The following is a 16,279-nucleotide window of genomic DNA, read 5'->3' on the forward strand; positions in this document are numbered from 1 at the left end:
TCAGCGTTCGAGAACGAAGACCGGGATCACGCGCTCGGTCTTCTTCTCGTAGTCCGCGAAGCCCTCGGCGTGCGCGACCATCCCGGCGTACAGCCGGTCGCGCTCGGCGCGGTCTTCCACGAGCTTCGCGGTCGCCGGGAACTTGTCGGTGCCGATCTCGACCGTGACGGCCGGGTTGGCGACGAGGTTGTGGTACCAGTCCGGGTTGGTGTCCGCGCCGCCCTTGGACGCGACGATCACGATCCGGTCGCCGTCGGTGGTGTACACCAGCGGGCTCACCCGCTCTTTGCCGCTCTTCGCACCGATGTGCGTGATCAGCACCATGTTCTTGCCCTCGAACATGCCGCCGACCTTGCCCGCGTTCGCGCGGAACTCGTCGATGATCTGCTGGTTCCAGTCCGACATCGGAGAACTCCCCTGTTGATGATGTAACAACAAACCTAGGATCGCGCGAATCGGGCTGTCAACACACGCGCAGGTACTGTCGCGACATGGTCACCGAGCCCGGCCCGACCCTGGACGACGGGGTCCGCGAACTGCTGCTTCTCATGCCCCGTCTCGTCGGGCGCGCGAAGCGGACGCCGCCGCCTCCGGAACTCGACGACGTCACGCTCGCGCCGCGGCATCTGTCGCTCCTGGCGTATCTGTTGTTCGACGGCCCGATGACGGTCAACGAACTCGCCGGGCGGCTCGAAATCGCGCCCACCACAGCGAGTCTGATGGTCGGCGACCTCTCGCGGCAAGGCGTCCTGGAGCGCACCGAGGACCCGGACGACCGGCGGCGCACCATCGTGAGCATCCACGCGGACAAGCGCCCGGCGGTCGACGCGTGGCTCGCGCGCGGGGCGAAGGCGTGGCAGGCGGCGTTGGCGCCGTTGAGTCCGGGCGAACGGGCCATGGTGATCAAGACGTTGAAGGTGTACGAGCAGTACGGGTCGTGAGTGTTTATGCCGGTTAGAACCGGCATTGTCACTCACGAGGCGACTAGCCACTGCGCCTGCGGTCCCGCGCATTTCTTCGGCCAAGCCGCGTCATGCTGGTACCACCACGCCTCGCAGGCCCGCCCGTCCGGCAGCGTGTATCGCGGCGGCCCCGGCACGCGGCGCAATCCGGCGGCTTCCAGCGAACGGCCGCTCGCGACGTTGCCGACCTCCGCGCCCGCGCGCACCCGCGAAAGCCCGAGATGTTCGTGCGCCAGCACGAGACCGGCGGCGAACAGGTCGCGGCCGAATCCCTGTCCGCGATACTCCGGCGCGAGATAGCCGCCGGTTTCCGGGCCGCCGTCCTCGCCGGCGTGCACGCTCACGAGCCCGGCGCAGCGGCCCGCCACGAGATCGATCGCGACGACGTCCACCGAATGCGGGTCGGGCGTGGTCCAGTCCGGTCCGGTGCCGGGGAGGACGCGCAGCGCCTCGGCGCGCATCGGTTCGGCCACCACGGAGTCGGCCAGCCAGCCGAGCCAGCGTTGCGCCGCCGGATCGCTGCCGCCCGCGACCGCCGCCGCGTACTCCCACGCGGTGGGGGTGCGGAAAAGGAACCGGCCGAACGCGAAGGCGTGTCCCCGGCGGTCGCAGGTGCGTTTCGCCATCAGCCGTCCGCGGCGGGTCAGCCGGCTCACCAAAGGTGCATTGCTCACAAACGCCATCGCGCCGGAAATGCTACCCCTCGCCGGTTGAGCCGGTTCGCGGCCGAGGGGCTCGCGGAAACCTGTCTCCGCCGCGGCGGCAGCCGGATTGGCGGCGATCGGCACTGTATGGTGACCGGGTGACGGCCGTACCGGAAGCAGCCGATGCCGACGGCGGGCGCGCGGCCCAGCCCCGGCACCTCATTGTGTCGGTCTACGGCGTGCACCATCTGACTGGCGGCGAGTGGCTTTCGGTCGCCTCGCTGATCGATCTGCTCGCCGCGGTCGGGGTCGACGAGCCCGCGGTGCGGTCGTCGATTTCCCGGCTCAAACGGCGCGGAGTCCTCGAAGCCGTGCGCCGCGACGGATCCGCCGGGTACGAATTGTCCGGTACCGCACTGGAGTTGCTCCGCGAGGGCGACGAACGGATCTTCCGCCGCGACCGCGCGAAGCTCGCCGACGGCTGGCTGCTCGCGGTGTTCTCGGTGCCGGAAGCCGAACGGCACAAGCGGCACGTGCTGCGCACGCAACTGTCGCGGCTGGGTTTCGGCACCGCTTCCTCGGGCGTCTGGATCGCGCCGGCGCATCTGTACGAGGCCACTGTCGGCGCACTGGAGCGCCTTGGGCTCGCCGCGTACGCCGACGTGTTCCGCGCCGAGCACCTCGCCTTCGGCGACCCGCGCGAGAAGGTGCGCGAGTGGTGGGACCTGGACCAGCTGGACGAGCTCTACACGGCGTTCCTCGAAGAGCACGAACCCGCGCTGCGTCGGTGGCAGCGCCGCCGCACGACGCCCGCGGACGAAGCGTTCGCCGATTACCTGCGCGTGCTCACCGGCTGGCGGCGGATGCCGTACCTCGACCCGTGCCTGCCCGCGGAATTGCTGCCCGAGGGCTGGTCCGGCATCCGCGCCGCGGAGGTGTTCTTCACGCTGCACGACCGGCTCGAGGAAGCCGCCCGTACACACCTTCAGCAGGTGCTCAGCGGTTGACCACCGCGTAGCCCTGCACTTCCACCAGCGCCTCGACGTCCCACAGCCGGTTCACGCCGATGCCCGCCATCGCCGGGTAATCCGCGCCCACCAGCCGCTTCCACACGCGGCCGATCTCGCGCGCGTTGGCCTTGTAGTCGTCCATGTCCACGATGTAGACGGTCAGGCTGCACAGGTCCGCGGGTTCGCCGCCGGCCGCACGCAACGCGGTGAGCAGGTTGCCGAGCGCGCGCTCGAACTGCTCGACGACGCCCTCGCCGACGATCCGGTTCTCCGCGTTCAACGCGGTCTGTCCGGCAAGGAACACCAGCCTGCCCTGCGCCGCCACCGCGTGCGAGAACCCCGACGGCTTGCCCAGCTCGGGGGGATTGATCCGCTCCATGCCGGGGAGCGTAACCCATCTATCGTCTTCTTGACGACCGTACTTCAGACGACATACCCTGGGTCGCGTGCGGATTTCAGTAGTCGGCGGCGGGCCTGCGGGCCTCTACTTCGCCGTGCTCGCGAAACAACTCGGCCCGGACCACGAGATCACGGTCTGGGAGCGCAACGCGCCTGACGACACGTTCGGCTTCGGCGTCGTCTTCTCCGACGAGACGCTCGGCGGCATCGAGCACGCCGACGCGGACGTGCACGAGGCGATGAGCCGGGAGTTCGCGCGCTGGGACGACATCGACGTGCACTATCGCGACACTGTCTCGACTTCGGGCGGGCACGGATTCGCCGCGATGAGCCGCAAACGGCTGCTCGCGATCCTCCAGCAGCGGTGCCGCGAAATGGGCATTGATGTCCGATTCCGCAGCACCGCGCCGGATCCGGCCGAACTGGCCGCTTCTTCCGACCTGGTGGTCGCCGCGGACGGCGTGAATTCCGCGGTGCGCACCGCGTTCGCCGATTCGTTCCGGCCGAGTGTCGAGACCCGGCAGTGCCGTTACATCTGGCTTGGCACGGACCTTGTGTTCGACGCGTTCAAGTTCTACGTGCTCGAAACGCCGCACGGCATCATGCAGGTCCACGGTTATCCGTACGGCCGCGACGGCAGCACGTTCATCCTGGAGATGCACGAGGACGTGTGGCAGCGGGCCTTCGGTCCGATCGCCGCCACCGGGCTCGGGCCGGGCGAAAGCGACGAGAAGTCGATCGAGCTGATCCGCGAACTTTGCGGCGACATTTTCGACGGACATCAGTTGCTGGCCAACAACTCCAAGTGGGCCACCTTCGGCACGGTCCGCTGCGAAAGCTGGGTCCACGACAACGTCGTGCTGCTCGGCGATGCCGCGCACACCGCGCATTTCTCAATCGGCTCCGGCACGAAGCTCGCGATGGAAGACGCGCTCGCGCTCGCCGCCTGTCTGCACGAGCAGCCGAGCGTTCCGGAAGCCCTTGCGGCATATGAAGAAGAGCGTCGTCCGGTCGTCAATTCGACGCAGCGGGCGGCGCAGGCGAGCCTGGAGTGGTTCGAGAATCTGGCGCAGTACACGCATCAGGAACCCGAGCAGTTCGCGTTCAACCTGCTTACCCGAAGCCGTCGCGTCACCTATGACAACCTGAAGCTGCGCGACAAGGAGTTCGCCGCCTCGCTGGATCAGTGGTTCGCTGATTCGCTCGGCACTTCCGTCGCGCCGCCGATGTTCCAGCCAGTGCGGATCGGTTCCCTGGAATTGCCGAACCGGATCATCGTGTCGCCGATGGACATGTACTCCGCGGTCGACGGCGTGCCCGGCGAATTCCACTTGGTACATCTGGGAAGCAAGGCACTCGGCGGGGCCGGGATGGTGATGACCGAGATGATCTGCGTGTCCGCCGAAGGCCGGATCACGCCGGGTTGTCCCGGGCTGTACACGTCCGAACAGGAAGCCGCGTGGAAGCGGATCGTCGAGTTCGTGCACCGCGAAACCCCGGCGAAGATCGGGTTGCAGCTCGGACATTCCGGCCGCAAGGGCTCCACGAAACTGATGTGGGACGGCATTGACGACCCGCTGCCGGAAGGAAACTGGGAGGTCTGCGCGCCGTCCGCGCTGCCGTATTCGCCGAACAACCAGACGCCGCGCGAGCTGACCGTCGCCGAACTGGGCGAGATCCGGGATCAGTTCGTGGCTGCCGCCGAAGCCGCCGCGCGCGCCGGGTTCGATCTGCTGGAACTGCACTGCGCACACGGCTATCTGCTGTCGTCTTTCCTGTCCCCGTTGACCAACCAGCGCACCGATTCCTACGGCGGCTCCCCGGAAAACCGGCTGCGCTTCCCGCTGGAAGTTTTCGACGCCGTCCGCGCCGTGTGGCCAGCCGACCGTCCGCTGACGGTCCGGATCTCGGCCACCGACTGGTTCGAGGGCGGCAACGACTCCGACGAAGCCGTGGCCATCGCGCAGGCGTTCGCCGAACACGGCGCGGCCGCGATCGATGTGTCGACCGGCCAGGTGGTCAGCGAAGAACAGCCGAAGTTCGGCCGCAGCTACCAAACGCCGTACGCGGACCGCATCCGCAACGAGGTCGGCCGTCGCTATGGCACCGCGGTGATCGCCGTCGGCGCGATTTCCTCTTACGACGACGTGAACTCGCTCATCCTCGCGGGCCGGGCCGACCTGTGCGCACTCGGCCGGACCCACCTGTTCAATCCACAATGGACCCTGCACGCAGCTGCCGCGCAAGAGTATCCGGTGGCGTGGCCGAAACAGTGGGCAGCGGGCAAACGCCCACCGCAAACCGGCCGCACCGACGGTCCAGAGCCGCGACTCGACCTGGTCCGCACCGGCGGCCACCAAACCGCCCACGCCCGCTGGCGACCGGAGGACGCCCGATGAACGCCTTCGCATTCACTCCGGAACAGACCGCCTACGCCGCTTCCGTCCGGAAGATCGCCGCCGGACAGCTCGTCGAACTGGCCGCCGCCGGCACCGAAGGCGCGGTCAACCGCCCGCTGCTCAAGGCAATGGGCTCGCACGGCTTGCTCGCCCGGTTGTTCCCCGGTGTCGAAAGTGGACAGCCGACCCGGCAAGCCGCCGCGACCGATCTGTGCCTGCTGCGGGAAGCCCTTGCCACGCAAAGCACCGAAGCCGAGACCGCCCTGGCGTTGCAGGGCCTGGGCAGCTACCCGGTACTCCAGTCCGGTTTGGACGAACAGGTCCAGCGCTGGCTCCCCGCCGTCGCCGCCGGTGACGCTGTCGCCGCCTTCGCGCTGACCGAACCGGACGCTGGCTCCGACGCCGCCGCCCTGCAACTGGCCGCCGAACCAGACGGTGACGGCTGGCGGCTCACCGGCACGAAAATGTGGATCTCGAACGCGCCCGAAGCAGACTTCTACACGGTCTTCGCCCGCACCACTCCCGACTCCGGTTCACGTGGCGTCAGCGCTTTCGTCGTCCCCGGCAACCGCACCGGACTCAGCGGCGAACACCTGGATCTGGTTAGCCCGCACCCGATCGGCACCGTGGTTTTTGACGGCGTCCGGGTAAATCGCGACGAACTGCTCGGCGAGGAAAACCGCGGATTCGCCGTAGCAATGCGCACTTTGGACCTGTTCCGCCCGAGCGTCGGTGCCTTCGCCGTCGGGATGGCACAAGCCGCCCTCGACGCGACCGTCGAGTACACCGCTTCGCGCGAAGCATTCGGCGGCCCGTTGGTGAAGCAACAGACAGTGGCCCACACGCTGGCCGAAATGGCGACGCGAACGGAAGCTGGCCGCTTGCTGGTCTACGCCGCCGCAGCGGCTTACGACGCGGGCGAGCAGAACCTGGCCGGTCGCGCGGCAATGGCGAAGTTGTTCGCGACCGAGACCGCGCAATACGTCGTGGATCAAGCGGTGCAATTGCACGGCGCACGTGCGTTGCGGCGAGGGCATTTGCTGGAGCATTTGTATCGAGAGGTCCGGGCGCCGCGCATTTACGAAGGCGCGTCGGAGATCCAGCGGACGATCATCGCGCGGTCCCTGCAGCGGCGCGGATGAGCCGTCATTCGGTGTACCCCTCGCACCGAATGCATCCGCGCCGCCTGCTGGTGTTCTAACAAGCAGGCGGCGCGGAGAACAAACTATTCAGCCACGGCTAAACACTCGCGCGGCGCTTCGGCTTCCGGTCGAGCCACAGCTGCGCCGCGATCAGCGCGACCGTCCAGCTCACCCACGCCCCGAGCGCCGCGATCGACTGCCCGAACGCGATCTCGCTGCCGCCGAACGTCGTGGCGAGCTGCGGTTCCAGGAAGATCGCCGCGATCGGGCCGATCAGCCGGTTGAGAATGATCGACATCGTCAGCGCGAAACTGCGGACCATCCAGCGCCGGTGATCGCCGAACCGGCGTTTGCGAGCGGCGCGGTAGCCCGCCCACGTCGTACCGAGCCACAGCACCGCGAGCAGCACGTCACTGGCCCGCGTCACCGGCCCGAACGGGGTCGCCGCGCCGATCGTCAACGCCAGCAACCCGGACGGCAGCACTCCCGCGAACACGTACGCGCGGCCGGAGTAGCGGTGCAGCACCGGGTGCTTACGCCGGATCCACGGCCAGATCTGCAGCAACGCGGTGACCATCGCGATCGACCCGAACACCACGTGCCCCACCAGGAACAAGTAGTGCGCGGGGAACGTCGACGGGACCCGCGACTGTGCCGGATCGAACGCCAGATACGGCGGCAGCGAATAAGCCAGGAACGCGACCACCACCAGCCCCAGCGGCCCTACCCACGGTCTCCGCCACCACTGCTTCTTCGGCTCGACCCGTACCGTTCGCTCCGCTGCGGACGTGGTCCGCGGTGGTCGAAGATCCGTCCCCGCCGTCATGTCGGCCTCTCTCTTCTCGTCCGTTCTCGGCTGGCACTTCCGAACGTAGGACGGGTACCCCGGGCGGACCATGGTGCCGACCGGCGTCAGCGCGGTGGGGGCAGCCTTACCCTCGGTCAGGTGACCCCGCGGGCCGTCCGTGAAGGGAACCTTCACGGACTCTGAGTCCCTCAGGGTTCCCCTCACGGACCTGGACCATTGCCGCAGAGGTCCAGACCAGGCATACTCTTCCTACTTTGTTGCCCGCCACAACAAAGCATTCCCTCGTTCAAGGTTCCTCCCCGAAACCGAGGTGACCACGCATGCCCGGATTCCTCAGACGCGTCCCCGCCGCCTTCGCCGCAGCCGCACTTCTAGCGCTCGGCCTGCAGACCGCCCCAGCGGTGCTCGCCCCGCCCACCGCGGCAGCCGCCGAAAGCTTCACCGACGATTTCAACGGGCCCGCCGGGGCCGCCGCCGACGCGTCGAAATGGACCTACGAAACCGGCGACAACAACGGAAACAACCACGAACGCCAGTGGTACACCGCCGGTGCCGCCAACGGCGCCCTCGACGGCCAAGGCCACCTGGTCATCACCGCCAAACGCGAAAACTCCGGCCACACCTGCTGGTACGGCACCTGCCAGTACACCTCCGCCCGGCTCAACACCGCCGGCAAATTCAGCCAGGCGTACGGGCACGGCGAAACCCGGATGAAGATCCCGCGCGGGCAAGGCATGTGGCCCGCGTTCTGGATGCTCGGCGGCGGAAATTGGCCCAACGATGGCGAAATCGACGTCATGGAGAACATCGGCCGCGAGCCGAACACCGTGCACGGCACCATCCACGGCCCCGGCTACTCCGGCGCGGGCGGGATCGGCGCGCCCTATAACGGCCCTGTCTTCGCCGACGATTTCCACACCTACGCGGTCGATTGGTCGCCGAACAAGATCGTCTGGTCGGTGGACGGCAACGCCTACCAGACCCGCACCCCGGCGGATCTGAACGGCAACCGCTGGGTCTTCGACCATCCCTTCTACCTGATCCTGAACCTCGCCGTCGGCGGCGACTGGCCCGGAGATCCGGACGGCAACACGCAATTCCCGCAGCAGCTGGTCGTCGACTACGTGCACGTGAACACGAGCAGCGACGGCGGGTCCAGCGGCCGGATCATCGGCATCGGCGGCAAATGCGTCGACGTGCCCTGGGCCAATCCGGCGAACTTCACCCAGCTGCAGATCACCGACTGCAACGGAAACGCCGCGCAGAACTGGACCATCGGCGGCGACGGGACCATTCGCGCGCTCGGCAAGTGCATGGACGTCAAGTACTCCGGCACCGACGACGGCACCCCGGTCCAGATGTACGACTGCAACAACAGCAACGCGCAGCAGTGGGTCGTGACCGCGGCGCACGACATCGTCAACCCGCACGCGAACAAATGCCTCGACGCGGCGGGGGTCAGTTCGGCCAACGGGACGAAACTGCAGCTGTGGACGTGCACCGGCAACGTCAACCAGAAATGGTCGGTGAACCAATAGCCGTCCACTGTGGACGATGAGAGACGGCGGGCCGTGACCTCCCCCCGGTGGCCACGGCCCGCCGCGGACACCGCGCGGGCCGGGCGGGAACCAAGGTCGACCGCCCGGCCGTGGGCCGTCCTCCGCGCGTCGGCTGGGGGTCCCGACGCCCGGGGCGGCGCTCTCGCGCGGCCCACTGCCGACCGTAGCCAGACCGCGGGTGCCGTGGAGCCTTCCGGCCGGCAGGAGGGGCCGAACGGCCATTCTCACTGCCTTCCCGGGCAAACCGGCCGGTTTCGGCCGGACCCTCAGCGGCTTCCGGCCAGCTCCGCGTAGGCCTCCACCAGCTGCGCTTCCGCGTCGTCGAGGTAGACCGCGAGCATCTCCGCCGTACGGATCCCGTCGCCGGTCGCGAGCACGTCCAGGATTTCGTGGTTCCGCGGCAGATACCGCTCGTGAAAGCGGCGCGGATCGGCCATTACGTGGAACACCAGCCGCAGCTCCGCGGCGAGCGCCTGCATCAACTCGACAATGCGCTCGCTGCCGGTGAGCGCCGCCAGTTCCGCGTGGAAACGGATATTCGCGGTACCCAGGTCCTGCCACTGCGCCTGCTTCGCCGCGCGATCGCCGTCCGCGACCGTGCTGGCGATCTTCTCGTACGCCGCCGGCTTCTCGGTCACGTCGCGGACCGCCGCGCATTCGATGATCTTGCGGACCCGGTAGATGTCGCGCACGTCCTCGACGCTCGGCACCCGCACGAACACCCCGCGGTTCAGCTCGTGCACCAGCAGCCGTTCGTGGGTCAGCAACCGGAAGGCCTCACGGAGCGTATTGCGCGAGACCCCGAGCGCGTTGCCGATGTCCTGCTCCGAAAGCCGTACCCCGGGCAGGAAGTACCCCTCGGAAACACGCGTGCGCAGCACGCCGGCGACCCGCTCCGCGGTGCTCGTCCGGCCGAGCAGGCCGCGATCCGCTTCCAGGCCCATGGGCTCTCCGTCGGTGACCACGTCGCCCAGCGTAGCCAGCGGGCGGTGAACAATAAAATGAGGGACTTGTGGAATTGTTGAACGATCCGTACGGTAGCGGCCATGTGACTCGTGCCACCATGAGTTCGTCCCCCTTGTGAGGTGCCCTATGAACGTCAACGTCGCCGACGGCACCGCGAACGCGGCCCGCCCGTTCGGCTGGTATCGCTCGCTCGGCCACAAGGGCCGCCGCGCCTTCCTCGGCGCCTTCGGCGGCTACGGCCTCGATTCGTTCGACTACCAGACCCTGCCCTTCGGCCTGGCCGCGATCACCGCCTACTTCGGCATCACGTCCGGCGAAGCGGGCCTGCTCAGCACCGTCACGCTGGTCGTGTCCGCGATCGGCGGCGTCGGAGCCGGCGTGCTCGCCGACCGCATCGGCCGCGTCCGCACGCTGCAGCTGACCATCGCGATGTACACGATCTTCACGGTGCTGTGCGGTTTCGCGCCCAACTTCGAGACGCTGCTGATCTTCCGCGGCTTGCAGGGGCTCGGGTTCGGCGGCGAGTGGGCGGTCGGCGCCGCGCTGGTTGCCGAGTACTGCTCGGCCAAGTACCGCGGCCGCACGGTGGCGTTCGTGCAGAGCGCGTGGGCGGTGGGCTGGGGCCTGCTGGTGATCGTCTACACGGTGCTGTTCAGTGTCCTCGACCAGGACATCGCCTGGCGCGTGCTGTTCTGGGTCGGCGTGATCCCGGCGCTGCTCGTGCTGTGGGTCCGGCGCAGTGTCGAGGACGCGCCGGAGGCAGCCGCACGACGGGTTTCAGCCAAGGTCAAAGGCTCGCTCGCCGGGATTTTCAAGCCGAATCTCTTGCGTACCACGGTTTTCGCCGCGCTCCTCGCGACCGGCGTCCAGGGCGGCTACTACACGCTGTTCACCTGGATGCCGAAGTACCTGCAGAGCAGCCGCGGCCTGTCCGTGGTCAACACCGGCGGCTACTTCGCGCTGCTGATCCCCGGCGCGTTCATCGGCTACATCTGCGGCGGATACCTCACCGACCTGCTCGGCCGGAAGAAGACGTTCCTGCTGTTCTCGGTCGTTTCCGCACTGCTGATTGTGCTGTTCGTGCAGCTGCCTTACGGCGCGAACGGCCTGATGCTGCTGATCAGTTTCCCGCTCGGTTTCTCGACTTCGGCGATCTTCAGCGGCTTCGGCGCGTACCTCGCCGAGCTGTACCCGACCGAGCTGCGCGCCACCGGACAGGGCTTCACCTACAACTTCGGCCGCGCGGTCGGTGCCGCTTTCCCCGCTGTGGTGGGCTTTCTCGGTGCGGGCGGCGCGATCGTGCTCGGTGCGGTCGGTTACGCGATCGCCGCGGTAGCGCTGCTCGGGCTGCCGGAAACGCGAGGCAAGGAACTGGTGGAGGTATGACCACCGCCTACGCCCCGTCGACGCTCACTCCGGCCGAAGCTCGCGCGCTCTTCCGCGCCGGCACCGAACGCCCGACCACCGGCTGGGCCGACGGTTACGCACAGACCAACCTGATCGCGGTACCGGCGGACTGGGCCGACGACGTCCGCGAGTTCTGCGCCCGCAACCCGCGGCCGTGCCCGGTGCTCGACGTCAGCGAACCCGGCGACCCGACCACCCGGCTCGCGCCCGGCGCGGACCTGCGCACCGACCTGCCGCGCTACCGCGTGTGGCACAACGGCGCGATGACCAGTGAAATCACCGACGCCACCGGAGTGTGGCGCAGTGACATGGTCGCGTTCTCCATCGGCTGCAGCTTCAGCTTCGAGACGTTGCTGCGCGCCGCGGGCATCCCGTTGCGGCACGCGGAGCAGGGCCGCAACGTCGCGATGTACGTGACGAACCGGCAGTGCGAACCGGCCGGACGGCTGAGCGGCCCGATGGTGGTGTCAATGCGGCAGATTCCGGAAACCCAGGTCGAGGACGCCGTGCGCATCACCGCCGCGATGCCCGCGGTGCACGGCGCTCCCGTACACGTCGGCGACCCCGCTGAGCTGGGCATCGCCGATCTCGCCCGGCCGGATTTCGGCGATCCGGTGGACGCCCGACCCGGTGACGTGCCGGTGTTCTGGGCCTGCGGCGTCACCCCGCAGGCGGCGCTGATGGCGTCCCGGCCGCCGTTCGCCATCACGCACGCCCCCGGGTACATGTTCTTGACCGACCGGCCCGATCGCGACTACCAGGTGGGATGACATGGACCTCAACAGCGACCTCGGCGAAGGCTTCGGCGCCTGGACCATGGGCGACGACGAAGCCATGCTCGACATCGTGACCAGCGCGAACATCGCGTGCGGCTTCCACGCGGGCGACGCGAGCGTGATGCGCCGGGTGTGCGAACGCGCGGCCGAACGCGGCGTCGCCATCGGCGCGCACGTCGGCTACCGCGATCTGGCCGGCTTCGGCCGTCGCGCGCTCGACATCGCGCCGGAAGACCTTGCGGACGAAGTGCTGTACCAAATCGGCGCTCTCGACGCCTTCGCGCGCGCGGCGCACAGCTGCGTGCGTTACGTGAAGGCGCACGGCGCGCTGTACAACACGGCAGCTGTCGATCCGGAGCAGGCAGCTGCGCTTGTCGAAGGCGTACGGCGCTATCACACCGATCTGGCACTGCTGTGTCCTCCGGACTCCGAAATGCTGCGCGCAGCTCAAGCGGCGGGCGTGCCTGCGTACGCAGAAGCGTTCGCCGATCGCGCGTACACGCCCGAAGGACGACTGGTGTCGCGCAAGCTTCCAGGTGCGGTGCTGCACGACACCGACGAAGTCGCCGCGCGGGCGCTCACCATGGCGACCACCGGCGAGGTCGTCGACGCCGAAGGCGGCAAGCTCACGCTGCGGGCGGATTCCCTTTGCGTGCACGGAGATACGCCCGGCGCGGTCGAGCTGGCCCGGCGGATTCGCGAGCTGCTCACCGAATCCGGCGTCGTGCTGAGGTCGTTCGTGTGACCGGTATGAACACTGTTTTGCGCTACGGCCGTTCCGCGTTGCTGGTGGAGGTCGACGACGTGCTCGGGTTCCAGGCGGCCTGCGAAGCCGCTCGGCCCGAGGGCGTCGTCGAACTCGTCCCCGCCGCACGCACCTTGCTGGTCCGTTTCGACCCGGCCCGCACCGATTCCGCCGTGTTGGCTCGCTCACTTGCTTCGCTGTCCACAGTGGACGTCTCTGCGCGCTCGGCAGCCACGGTCACCCTGCCGGTGCGCTACGACGGCGCTGACCTGGCAGATGTCGCCGAAGCTACCGGGCTGTCCGTTTCCGAAGTCGTGCAACGACATTCGGCAGGCACCTACGTCGCGGCTTTCTGCGGCTTCGCTCCCGGTTTCGCCTACCTGACCGGCCTAGATCCGGCGTTGCACCTGCCGCGCCGGAGCACGCCGCGCACGCGCGTGCCAGCGGGTGCGGTGGCGATCGCCGGCGAGTACAGCGCGATCTACCCGCACCCGTCGCCCGGCGGCTGGCACCTGCTCGGACACAGTGACGCGCAGGTGTGGAACGTCGACCGCGAGCAGCCCAACCTGCTGGTCCCCGGCACCCTCGTGCGATTCGAGGCGATTCGGTGACCGGCAAAATCGAGATCCTCGCGCCCGGCCCGTTCGCGACCGTGCAAGACCTCGGCAGGCCCGGATACGCCGCAGTCGGCGTCGGCCGCTCCGGCGCGGCGGACCGAGGTTCGCTGAAGCTGGCGAACCGCCTGGTCGGCAACCCTGAAACGCACGCGGCGATCGAGGTCACCCTCGGCAACCTGCGGTTGCGGTTTTCCGAACACACCACCGTCGCGGTCACCGGCGCTCGGGTACCGATCCGCGCTGGTGGGCGGGCCGCCGCCGTCGGTGCGCCGATTGTGCTGCGCCCCGGAGACGAACTCGAACTCGGCGTCGCTTCACTCGGCCTGCGCAGCTACCTCGCCGTCCGCGGCGGCCTGGACGTCCCGCCGGTGCTAGGCGCGCGAGCCACCGACACACTGGGCAAACTCGGCCCGCCCGTCCTCGCGACCGGAATGTCGCTGCCGATCGGCTCGGTAGTGCAGGGCAACCCCTGTGTCGATCTCGCCCCGCTGACCCGGCTGGCGGAAGAACCCGTGCTGCGCCTGGAACCCGGCCCGCGACTGGACTGGTTCACCGCGTCCGCACTGTCCACTTTGCTCACTGGCAGCTACACCGTGACCAGCGACCTCGACCGAGTCGGCGTGCGCCTGGACGGCCCCGCGCTGACCCGCGCCCGCATCGGCGAACTAGCCCCGGAAGCCGCTGTTCCCGGGGCGCTGCAGGTGCCGCCGTCGGGCGTGCCGATCTTGTTCCTCGCCGACCATCCGGTCACCGGCGGTTATCCCGTCGCCGCGGTGGTGGACGAGGACGACCTGGACCTCGCCGCCCAGCTCCGGCCGGGCCAGCGAGTCCGGTTCACATCCCCGACACCCGCAACGTCAGATTGAGCCGCCCGGTCAGGCCAAGATCCGGATCCGCCGTGCCCGGCAGGGTTTTCGGCACCCCGTGGAACGCCAACCGCGCCGGGCCGCCGAAGACGAACAGGTCGCCCGAGCGCAGTTCGACGTCGGTGTACGGCCGGTTCCGGTGCTCGGTGTTGCCGAAGCGAAACACGCACGTGTCGCCGAGGCTCAGCGAGACCACCGGCTCCGTCGAACGCTCGTCTTTATCCTGGTGCATGCCCATTTTCGCGGTGGCGTCGTAGTAGTTCACGAGCGCGACGTCGGGCTGGTAATCGTCGGCGGGCCGGTCGTAGGCGTCGGCGAGCGCACGGCGGCCGAGGTCGGCCAGCCAGCCCGGGAAAGGCTCCACCGGCGAACCGTCCTCGCGCAGTCGGTCGTAGCGGTACGGCAGCCACTGCCAGCCGAGACAGACCGTGCGCACCGACATCACCCCGCCGCTCGGCAGCCGGGTCGACCGGTAACCGCGCCAGCCGCGACAGGCCGTGAGGAGGTCGCGTTGTTCTTGTGCGGAAAGCCAATCCGGGACATGCACTGCTCCCGGGGCGATTTCCCGGCGGGGACGCGGCAGCAGCTCCATCACGCCGCTCCGGGGCCGGTGGCCGCAGGAGTCACCCGGACGGGCGCTCCTGCGGCGGGTTCCCCTCGCCACTTGCCGCCAAGCTTCGGAGAATCGCACACCACCGCGGGACCCGCCAGGTTTTCGTCAGCTACAACTCGGACTCGCCACCCAGGGTATTCGCCGGTCACCATTCGTCACCCGAACTCGACGACAGTCACCCCGGCCCGGGCAGGCACCGGATCACTCATCGCGGCGAGCGCGCCCGGCACTCCGTCCAGCCCGATCCGCGTGCCGATCAACCCGTCCAGATCGATGCCGGACCGCTCCACCACGCCGAGCAGCTCAGGGTATTCGTAGGCCTGCAGCCCGTGGATCCCGACAATCTCCAGCTCTCCACCGACCACCCGATGCATCGGAATCGGCGGCACCCCCTGGCTGGGCGGCATCAACCCGGCCTGGACGTGCCGTCCGCGCTTGCGCAAGCTGCCCACCGAAGCCGCGCAAGTGATGGGAGAGCCGAGGCAGTCCAGCGACACGTGCGTACCGCCTTCGGTGCGCTCACGGACGTACGCGGCCAGCGCTTCCGGCCCGTCGAACGCACTGGCGTCGACGCTCAGTACGGCGCCAGAGCGCTCCGCCAACGCGCGCGCCTGCGGCGAGACGTCCACCGCCACCACCTTCGCGCCCGCAGCGGCAGCCAGGAGGACCGCGGAGATGCCTACGCCGCCACAGCCGTACACAGACACCCACTGCCCCGCGCGTACGCCGCCCTGGCGCAACACTGCGCGGAAAGCCGTCCCGAAGCGGCAACCGAGCGCAGCAGCTTCCGCCGACGACATCGAGTGCGGCAACGCGACCAGGTTCGTCTGGGCATGCTCGATGGCGACCAGCTCGGCGAACGAACCCCAGTGGGTCGCGCCGGGCTGGAACTCGTCGTCGCAGATCTGCTGGTCGCCCTTGGCACACTGCGCGCAAACACCGCACGCGCACACGAACGGGACCGTCACCCGGTCGCCCTGCGCCCAGCCCTTGACGCCCTTTCCCACCTCAACGATCCGCCCGGCGAGTTCGTGCCCGGCCACGTGCGGCAACCGGACGGCCTCGTCGTGGCCCTGCCAGGTATGCCAATCGCTGCGGCACACGCCGGTCGCTTCGACGGCGATGACGACCCCGCCGTCCGGGGTCACCGGATCCGGTACGTCCCGCACTTCCGGGAGCACGCCGAACTCTTCGATCACGACCGCACGCATGGACCTGATCGTAGAAGCCGCCCGACCAGCCGCTGGCTTCAGCTCACGTGGCGCACACATCAGGAAAGTTCCGTGAAGGGCTCCTTGAGGGAATCTGATTCCCACAAGGCGCCCCTAAAGGGGGGGTGGTATTAACATATCCGCGGCCACGAGAA

Annotated in this window: 17 protein-coding genes; 10 read left to right on the forward strand and 7 right to left on the reverse strand. The window is 68.6% G+C overall.

Annotated features, from left to right (window positions below):
- Positions 1–405: a nitroreductase family deazaflavin-dependent oxidoreductase gene (locus ACFXI3_RS26035; protein WP_344281061.1), complete on the reverse strand. Its 405-nt coding sequence runs from the start codon at positions 403–405 to the stop codon at positions 1–3.
- 86 nt (positions 406–491) lie between these two features.
- Between ACFXI3_RS26035 and ACFXI3_RS26040 the strand changes: the two genes are divergently transcribed.
- A complete protein-coding gene (locus tag ACFXI3_RS26040) occupies positions 492–941 on the forward strand; it encodes a MarR family winged helix-turn-helix transcriptional regulator (protein ID WP_344281064.1) in 450 nt (149 codons plus the stop codon).
- Between the two features lie 32 nt (positions 942–973).
- On the opposite strand, the gene ACFXI3_RS26045 is transcribed toward ACFXI3_RS26040, so the two are convergent.
- Positions 974–1,645 (reverse strand): GNAT family N-acetyltransferase, encoded by a 672-nt coding sequence (locus ACFXI3_RS26045; protein WP_378402850.1) that lies wholly within the window; start codon positions 1,643–1,645, stop codon positions 974–976.
- A gap of 119 nt (positions 1,646–1,764) precedes the next feature.
- Between ACFXI3_RS26045 and ACFXI3_RS26050 the strand changes: the two genes are divergently transcribed.
- Complete coding sequence (locus ACFXI3_RS26050) at positions 1,765–2,613, forward strand: PaaX family transcriptional regulator C-terminal domain-containing protein (protein WP_344281070.1); 849 nt, start codon at positions 1,765–1,767, stop codon at positions 2,611–2,613.
- On the opposite strand, the gene ACFXI3_RS26055 is transcribed toward ACFXI3_RS26050, so the two are convergent.
- On the reverse strand, positions 2,603–2,995 hold the full coding sequence (locus ACFXI3_RS26055; RefSeq protein ID WP_344281073.1) for a RidA family protein: 393 nt from the start codon (positions 2,993–2,995) through the stop codon (positions 2,603–2,605). The two genes, ACFXI3_RS26050 and ACFXI3_RS26055, sit on opposite strands and share 11 nt — an antisense overlap.
- Positions 2,996–3,062: 67 nt before the next feature.
- Between ACFXI3_RS26055 and ACFXI3_RS26060 the strand changes: the two genes are divergently transcribed.
- Together ACFXI3_RS26060 and ACFXI3_RS26065 are read left to right on the forward strand one after the other, a co-directional pair.
- The gene (locus tag ACFXI3_RS26060) at positions 3,063–5,414 is read left to right on the forward strand and encodes a bifunctional salicylyl-CoA 5-hydroxylase/oxidoreductase (protein WP_378402853.1); all 2,352 of its coding nucleotides are present in this window, start codon (positions 3,063–3,065) and stop codon (positions 5,412–5,414) included.
- Entirely contained in the window at positions 5,411–6,556 is a 1,146-nt protein-coding gene (locus tag ACFXI3_RS26065; protein WP_378402855.1) for an acyl-CoA dehydrogenase family protein, read from the forward strand. The genes ACFXI3_RS26060 and ACFXI3_RS26065 overlap by 4 nt, the downstream gene beginning before the upstream one ends.
- Before the next feature lie 97 nt (positions 6,557–6,653).
- Here ACFXI3_RS26065 and ACFXI3_RS26070 read toward each other — a convergent pair whose 3' ends face one another.
- Positions 6,654–7,382, reverse strand: a complete 729-nt coding sequence (locus ACFXI3_RS26070; RefSeq protein ID WP_378402857.1) for a DUF2306 domain-containing protein — start codon at positions 7,380–7,382, stop codon at positions 6,654–6,656.
- Between the two features lie 302 nt (positions 7,383–7,684).
- Here ACFXI3_RS26070 and ACFXI3_RS26075 point away from each other — a divergent pair, with 302 nt between their 5' ends.
- The gene (locus tag ACFXI3_RS26075) at positions 7,685–8,902 is read left to right on the forward strand and encodes an RICIN domain-containing protein (RefSeq protein ID WP_378402859.1); all 1,218 of its coding nucleotides are present in this window, start codon (positions 7,685–7,687) and stop codon (positions 8,900–8,902) included.
- Positions 8,903–9,189: 287 nt separating this feature from the next.
- Here the strand turns inward: ACFXI3_RS26075 and ACFXI3_RS26080 are convergent, their stop codons facing one another.
- Positions 9,190–9,867: a GntR family transcriptional regulator gene (locus ACFXI3_RS26080; protein WP_344281269.1), complete on the reverse strand. Its 678-nt coding sequence runs from the start codon at positions 9,865–9,867 to the stop codon at positions 9,190–9,192.
- Between the two features lie 148 nt (positions 9,868–10,015).
- Here ACFXI3_RS26080 and ACFXI3_RS26085 point away from each other — a divergent pair, with 148 nt between their 5' ends.
- From ACFXI3_RS26085 to ACFXI3_RS26105, 5 genes are read left to right on the forward strand one after another with little or no spacing between them, the layout of a single operon-like run.
- Complete coding sequence (locus ACFXI3_RS26085) at positions 10,016–11,275, forward strand: MFS transporter (RefSeq protein WP_378402861.1); 1,260 nt, start codon at positions 10,016–10,018, stop codon at positions 11,273–11,275.
- The gene (locus ACFXI3_RS26090) at positions 11,272–12,066 is read left to right on the forward strand and encodes a putative hydro-lyase (protein WP_378402862.1); all 795 of its coding nucleotides are present in this window, start codon (positions 11,272–11,274) and stop codon (positions 12,064–12,066) included. Before ACFXI3_RS26085 ends, ACFXI3_RS26090 begins: the two co-directional genes overlap by 4 nt.
- 1 nt (position 12,067) lies before the next feature.
- Positions 12,068–12,817 carry a 5-oxoprolinase subunit PxpA gene (locus ACFXI3_RS26095; protein WP_344281089.1) on the forward strand — a complete coding sequence of 250 codons (750 nt, stop codon included), beginning with the start codon at positions 12,068–12,070 and terminating at the stop codon, positions 12,815–12,817.
- A gap of 5 nt (positions 12,818–12,822) precedes the next feature.
- The gene (locus ACFXI3_RS26100; RefSeq protein ID WP_378402864.1) at positions 12,823–13,428 is read left to right on the forward strand and encodes an allophanate hydrolase subunit 1; all 606 of its coding nucleotides are present in this window, start codon (positions 12,823–12,825) and stop codon (positions 13,426–13,428) included.
- Positions 13,425–14,300 (forward strand): biotin-dependent carboxyltransferase family protein, encoded by an 876-nt coding sequence (locus tag ACFXI3_RS26105; protein WP_378402866.1) that lies wholly within the window; start codon positions 13,425–13,427, stop codon positions 14,298–14,300. Before ACFXI3_RS26100 ends, ACFXI3_RS26105 begins: the two co-directional genes overlap by 4 nt.
- Here ACFXI3_RS26105 and ACFXI3_RS26110 read toward each other — a convergent pair.
- Positions 14,269–14,892, reverse strand: coding sequence for an alpha-ketoglutarate-dependent dioxygenase AlkB family protein (locus tag ACFXI3_RS26110; RefSeq protein ID WP_378402868.1), 624 nt, complete (start codon positions 14,890–14,892; stop codon positions 14,269–14,271). The genes ACFXI3_RS26105 and ACFXI3_RS26110 overlap by 32 nt on opposite strands.
- Before the next feature lie 176 nt (positions 14,893–15,068).
- On the reverse strand, positions 15,069–16,124 hold the full coding sequence (locus ACFXI3_RS26115) for an alcohol dehydrogenase catalytic domain-containing protein (protein ID WP_378402870.1): 1,056 nt from the start codon (positions 16,122–16,124) through the stop codon (positions 15,069–15,071).
- Positions 16,125–16,279 lie beyond the last annotated feature (155 nt).

The organism is Amycolatopsis sp. NPDC059235 (assembly GCF_042754125.1).
GTDB lineage: Bacteria > Actinomycetota > Actinomycetes > Mycobacteriales > Pseudonocardiaceae > Amycolatopsis > Amycolatopsis albidoflava.

What these genes read in the sequence shown, in the direction of transcription:
- ACFXI3_RS26075 (WP_378402859.1), top strand. Translation starts at nt 7,685, where the DNA reads ATGCCCGGATTCCTCAGACGCGTCCCCGCCGCCTTCGCCGCAGCCGCA.
- ACFXI3_RS26100 (WP_378402864.1), top strand. Translation starts at nt 12,823, where the DNA reads ATGAACACTGTTTTGCGCTACGGCCGTTCCGCGTTGCTGGTGGAGGTC.
- ACFXI3_RS26035 (WP_344281061.1), bottom strand. Translation starts at nt 405, where the DNA reads ATGTCGGACTGGAACCAGCAGATCATCGACGAGTTCCGCGCGAACGCG.
- ACFXI3_RS26045 (WP_378402850.1), bottom strand. Translation starts at nt 1,645, where the DNA reads ATGGCGTTTGTGAGCAATGCACCTTTGGTGAGCCGGCTGACCCGCCGC.
- ACFXI3_RS26080 (WP_344281269.1), bottom strand. Translation starts at nt 9,867, where the DNA reads ATGGGCCTGGAAGCGGATCGCGGCCTGCTCGGCCGGACGAGCACCGCG.
- ACFXI3_RS26090 (WP_378402862.1), top strand. Translation starts at nt 11,272, where the DNA reads ATGACCACCGCCTACGCCCCGTCGACGCTCACTCCGGCCGAAGCTCGC.
- ACFXI3_RS26095 (WP_344281089.1), top strand. Translation starts at nt 12,068, where the DNA reads ATGGACCTCAACAGCGACCTCGGCGAAGGCTTCGGCGCCTGGACCATG.
- ACFXI3_RS26040 (WP_344281064.1), top strand. Translation starts at nt 492, where the DNA reads ATGGTCACCGAGCCCGGCCCGACCCTGGACGACGGGGTCCGCGAACTG.
- ACFXI3_RS26085 (WP_378402861.1), top strand. Translation starts at nt 10,016, where the DNA reads ATGAACGTCAACGTCGCCGACGGCACCGCGAACGCGGCCCGCCCGTTC.
- ACFXI3_RS26110 (WP_378402868.1), bottom strand. Translation starts at nt 14,892, where the DNA reads ATGGAGCTGCTGCCGCGTCCCCGCCGGGAAATCGCCCCGGGAGCAGTG.
- ACFXI3_RS26115 (WP_378402870.1), bottom strand. Translation starts at nt 16,124, where the DNA reads ATGCGTGCGGTCGTGATCGAAGAGTTCGGCGTGCTCCCGGAAGTGCGG.
- ACFXI3_RS26065 (WP_378402855.1), top strand. Translation starts at nt 5,411, where the DNA reads ATGAACGCCTTCGCATTCACTCCGGAACAGACCGCCTACGCCGCTTCC.
- ACFXI3_RS26070 (WP_378402857.1), bottom strand. Translation starts at nt 7,382, where the DNA reads ATGACGGCGGGGACGGATCTTCGACCACCGCGGACCACGTCCGCAGCG.
- ACFXI3_RS26055 (WP_344281073.1), bottom strand. Translation starts at nt 2,995, where the DNA reads ATGGAGCGGATCAATCCCCCCGAGCTGGGCAAGCCGTCGGGGTTCTCG.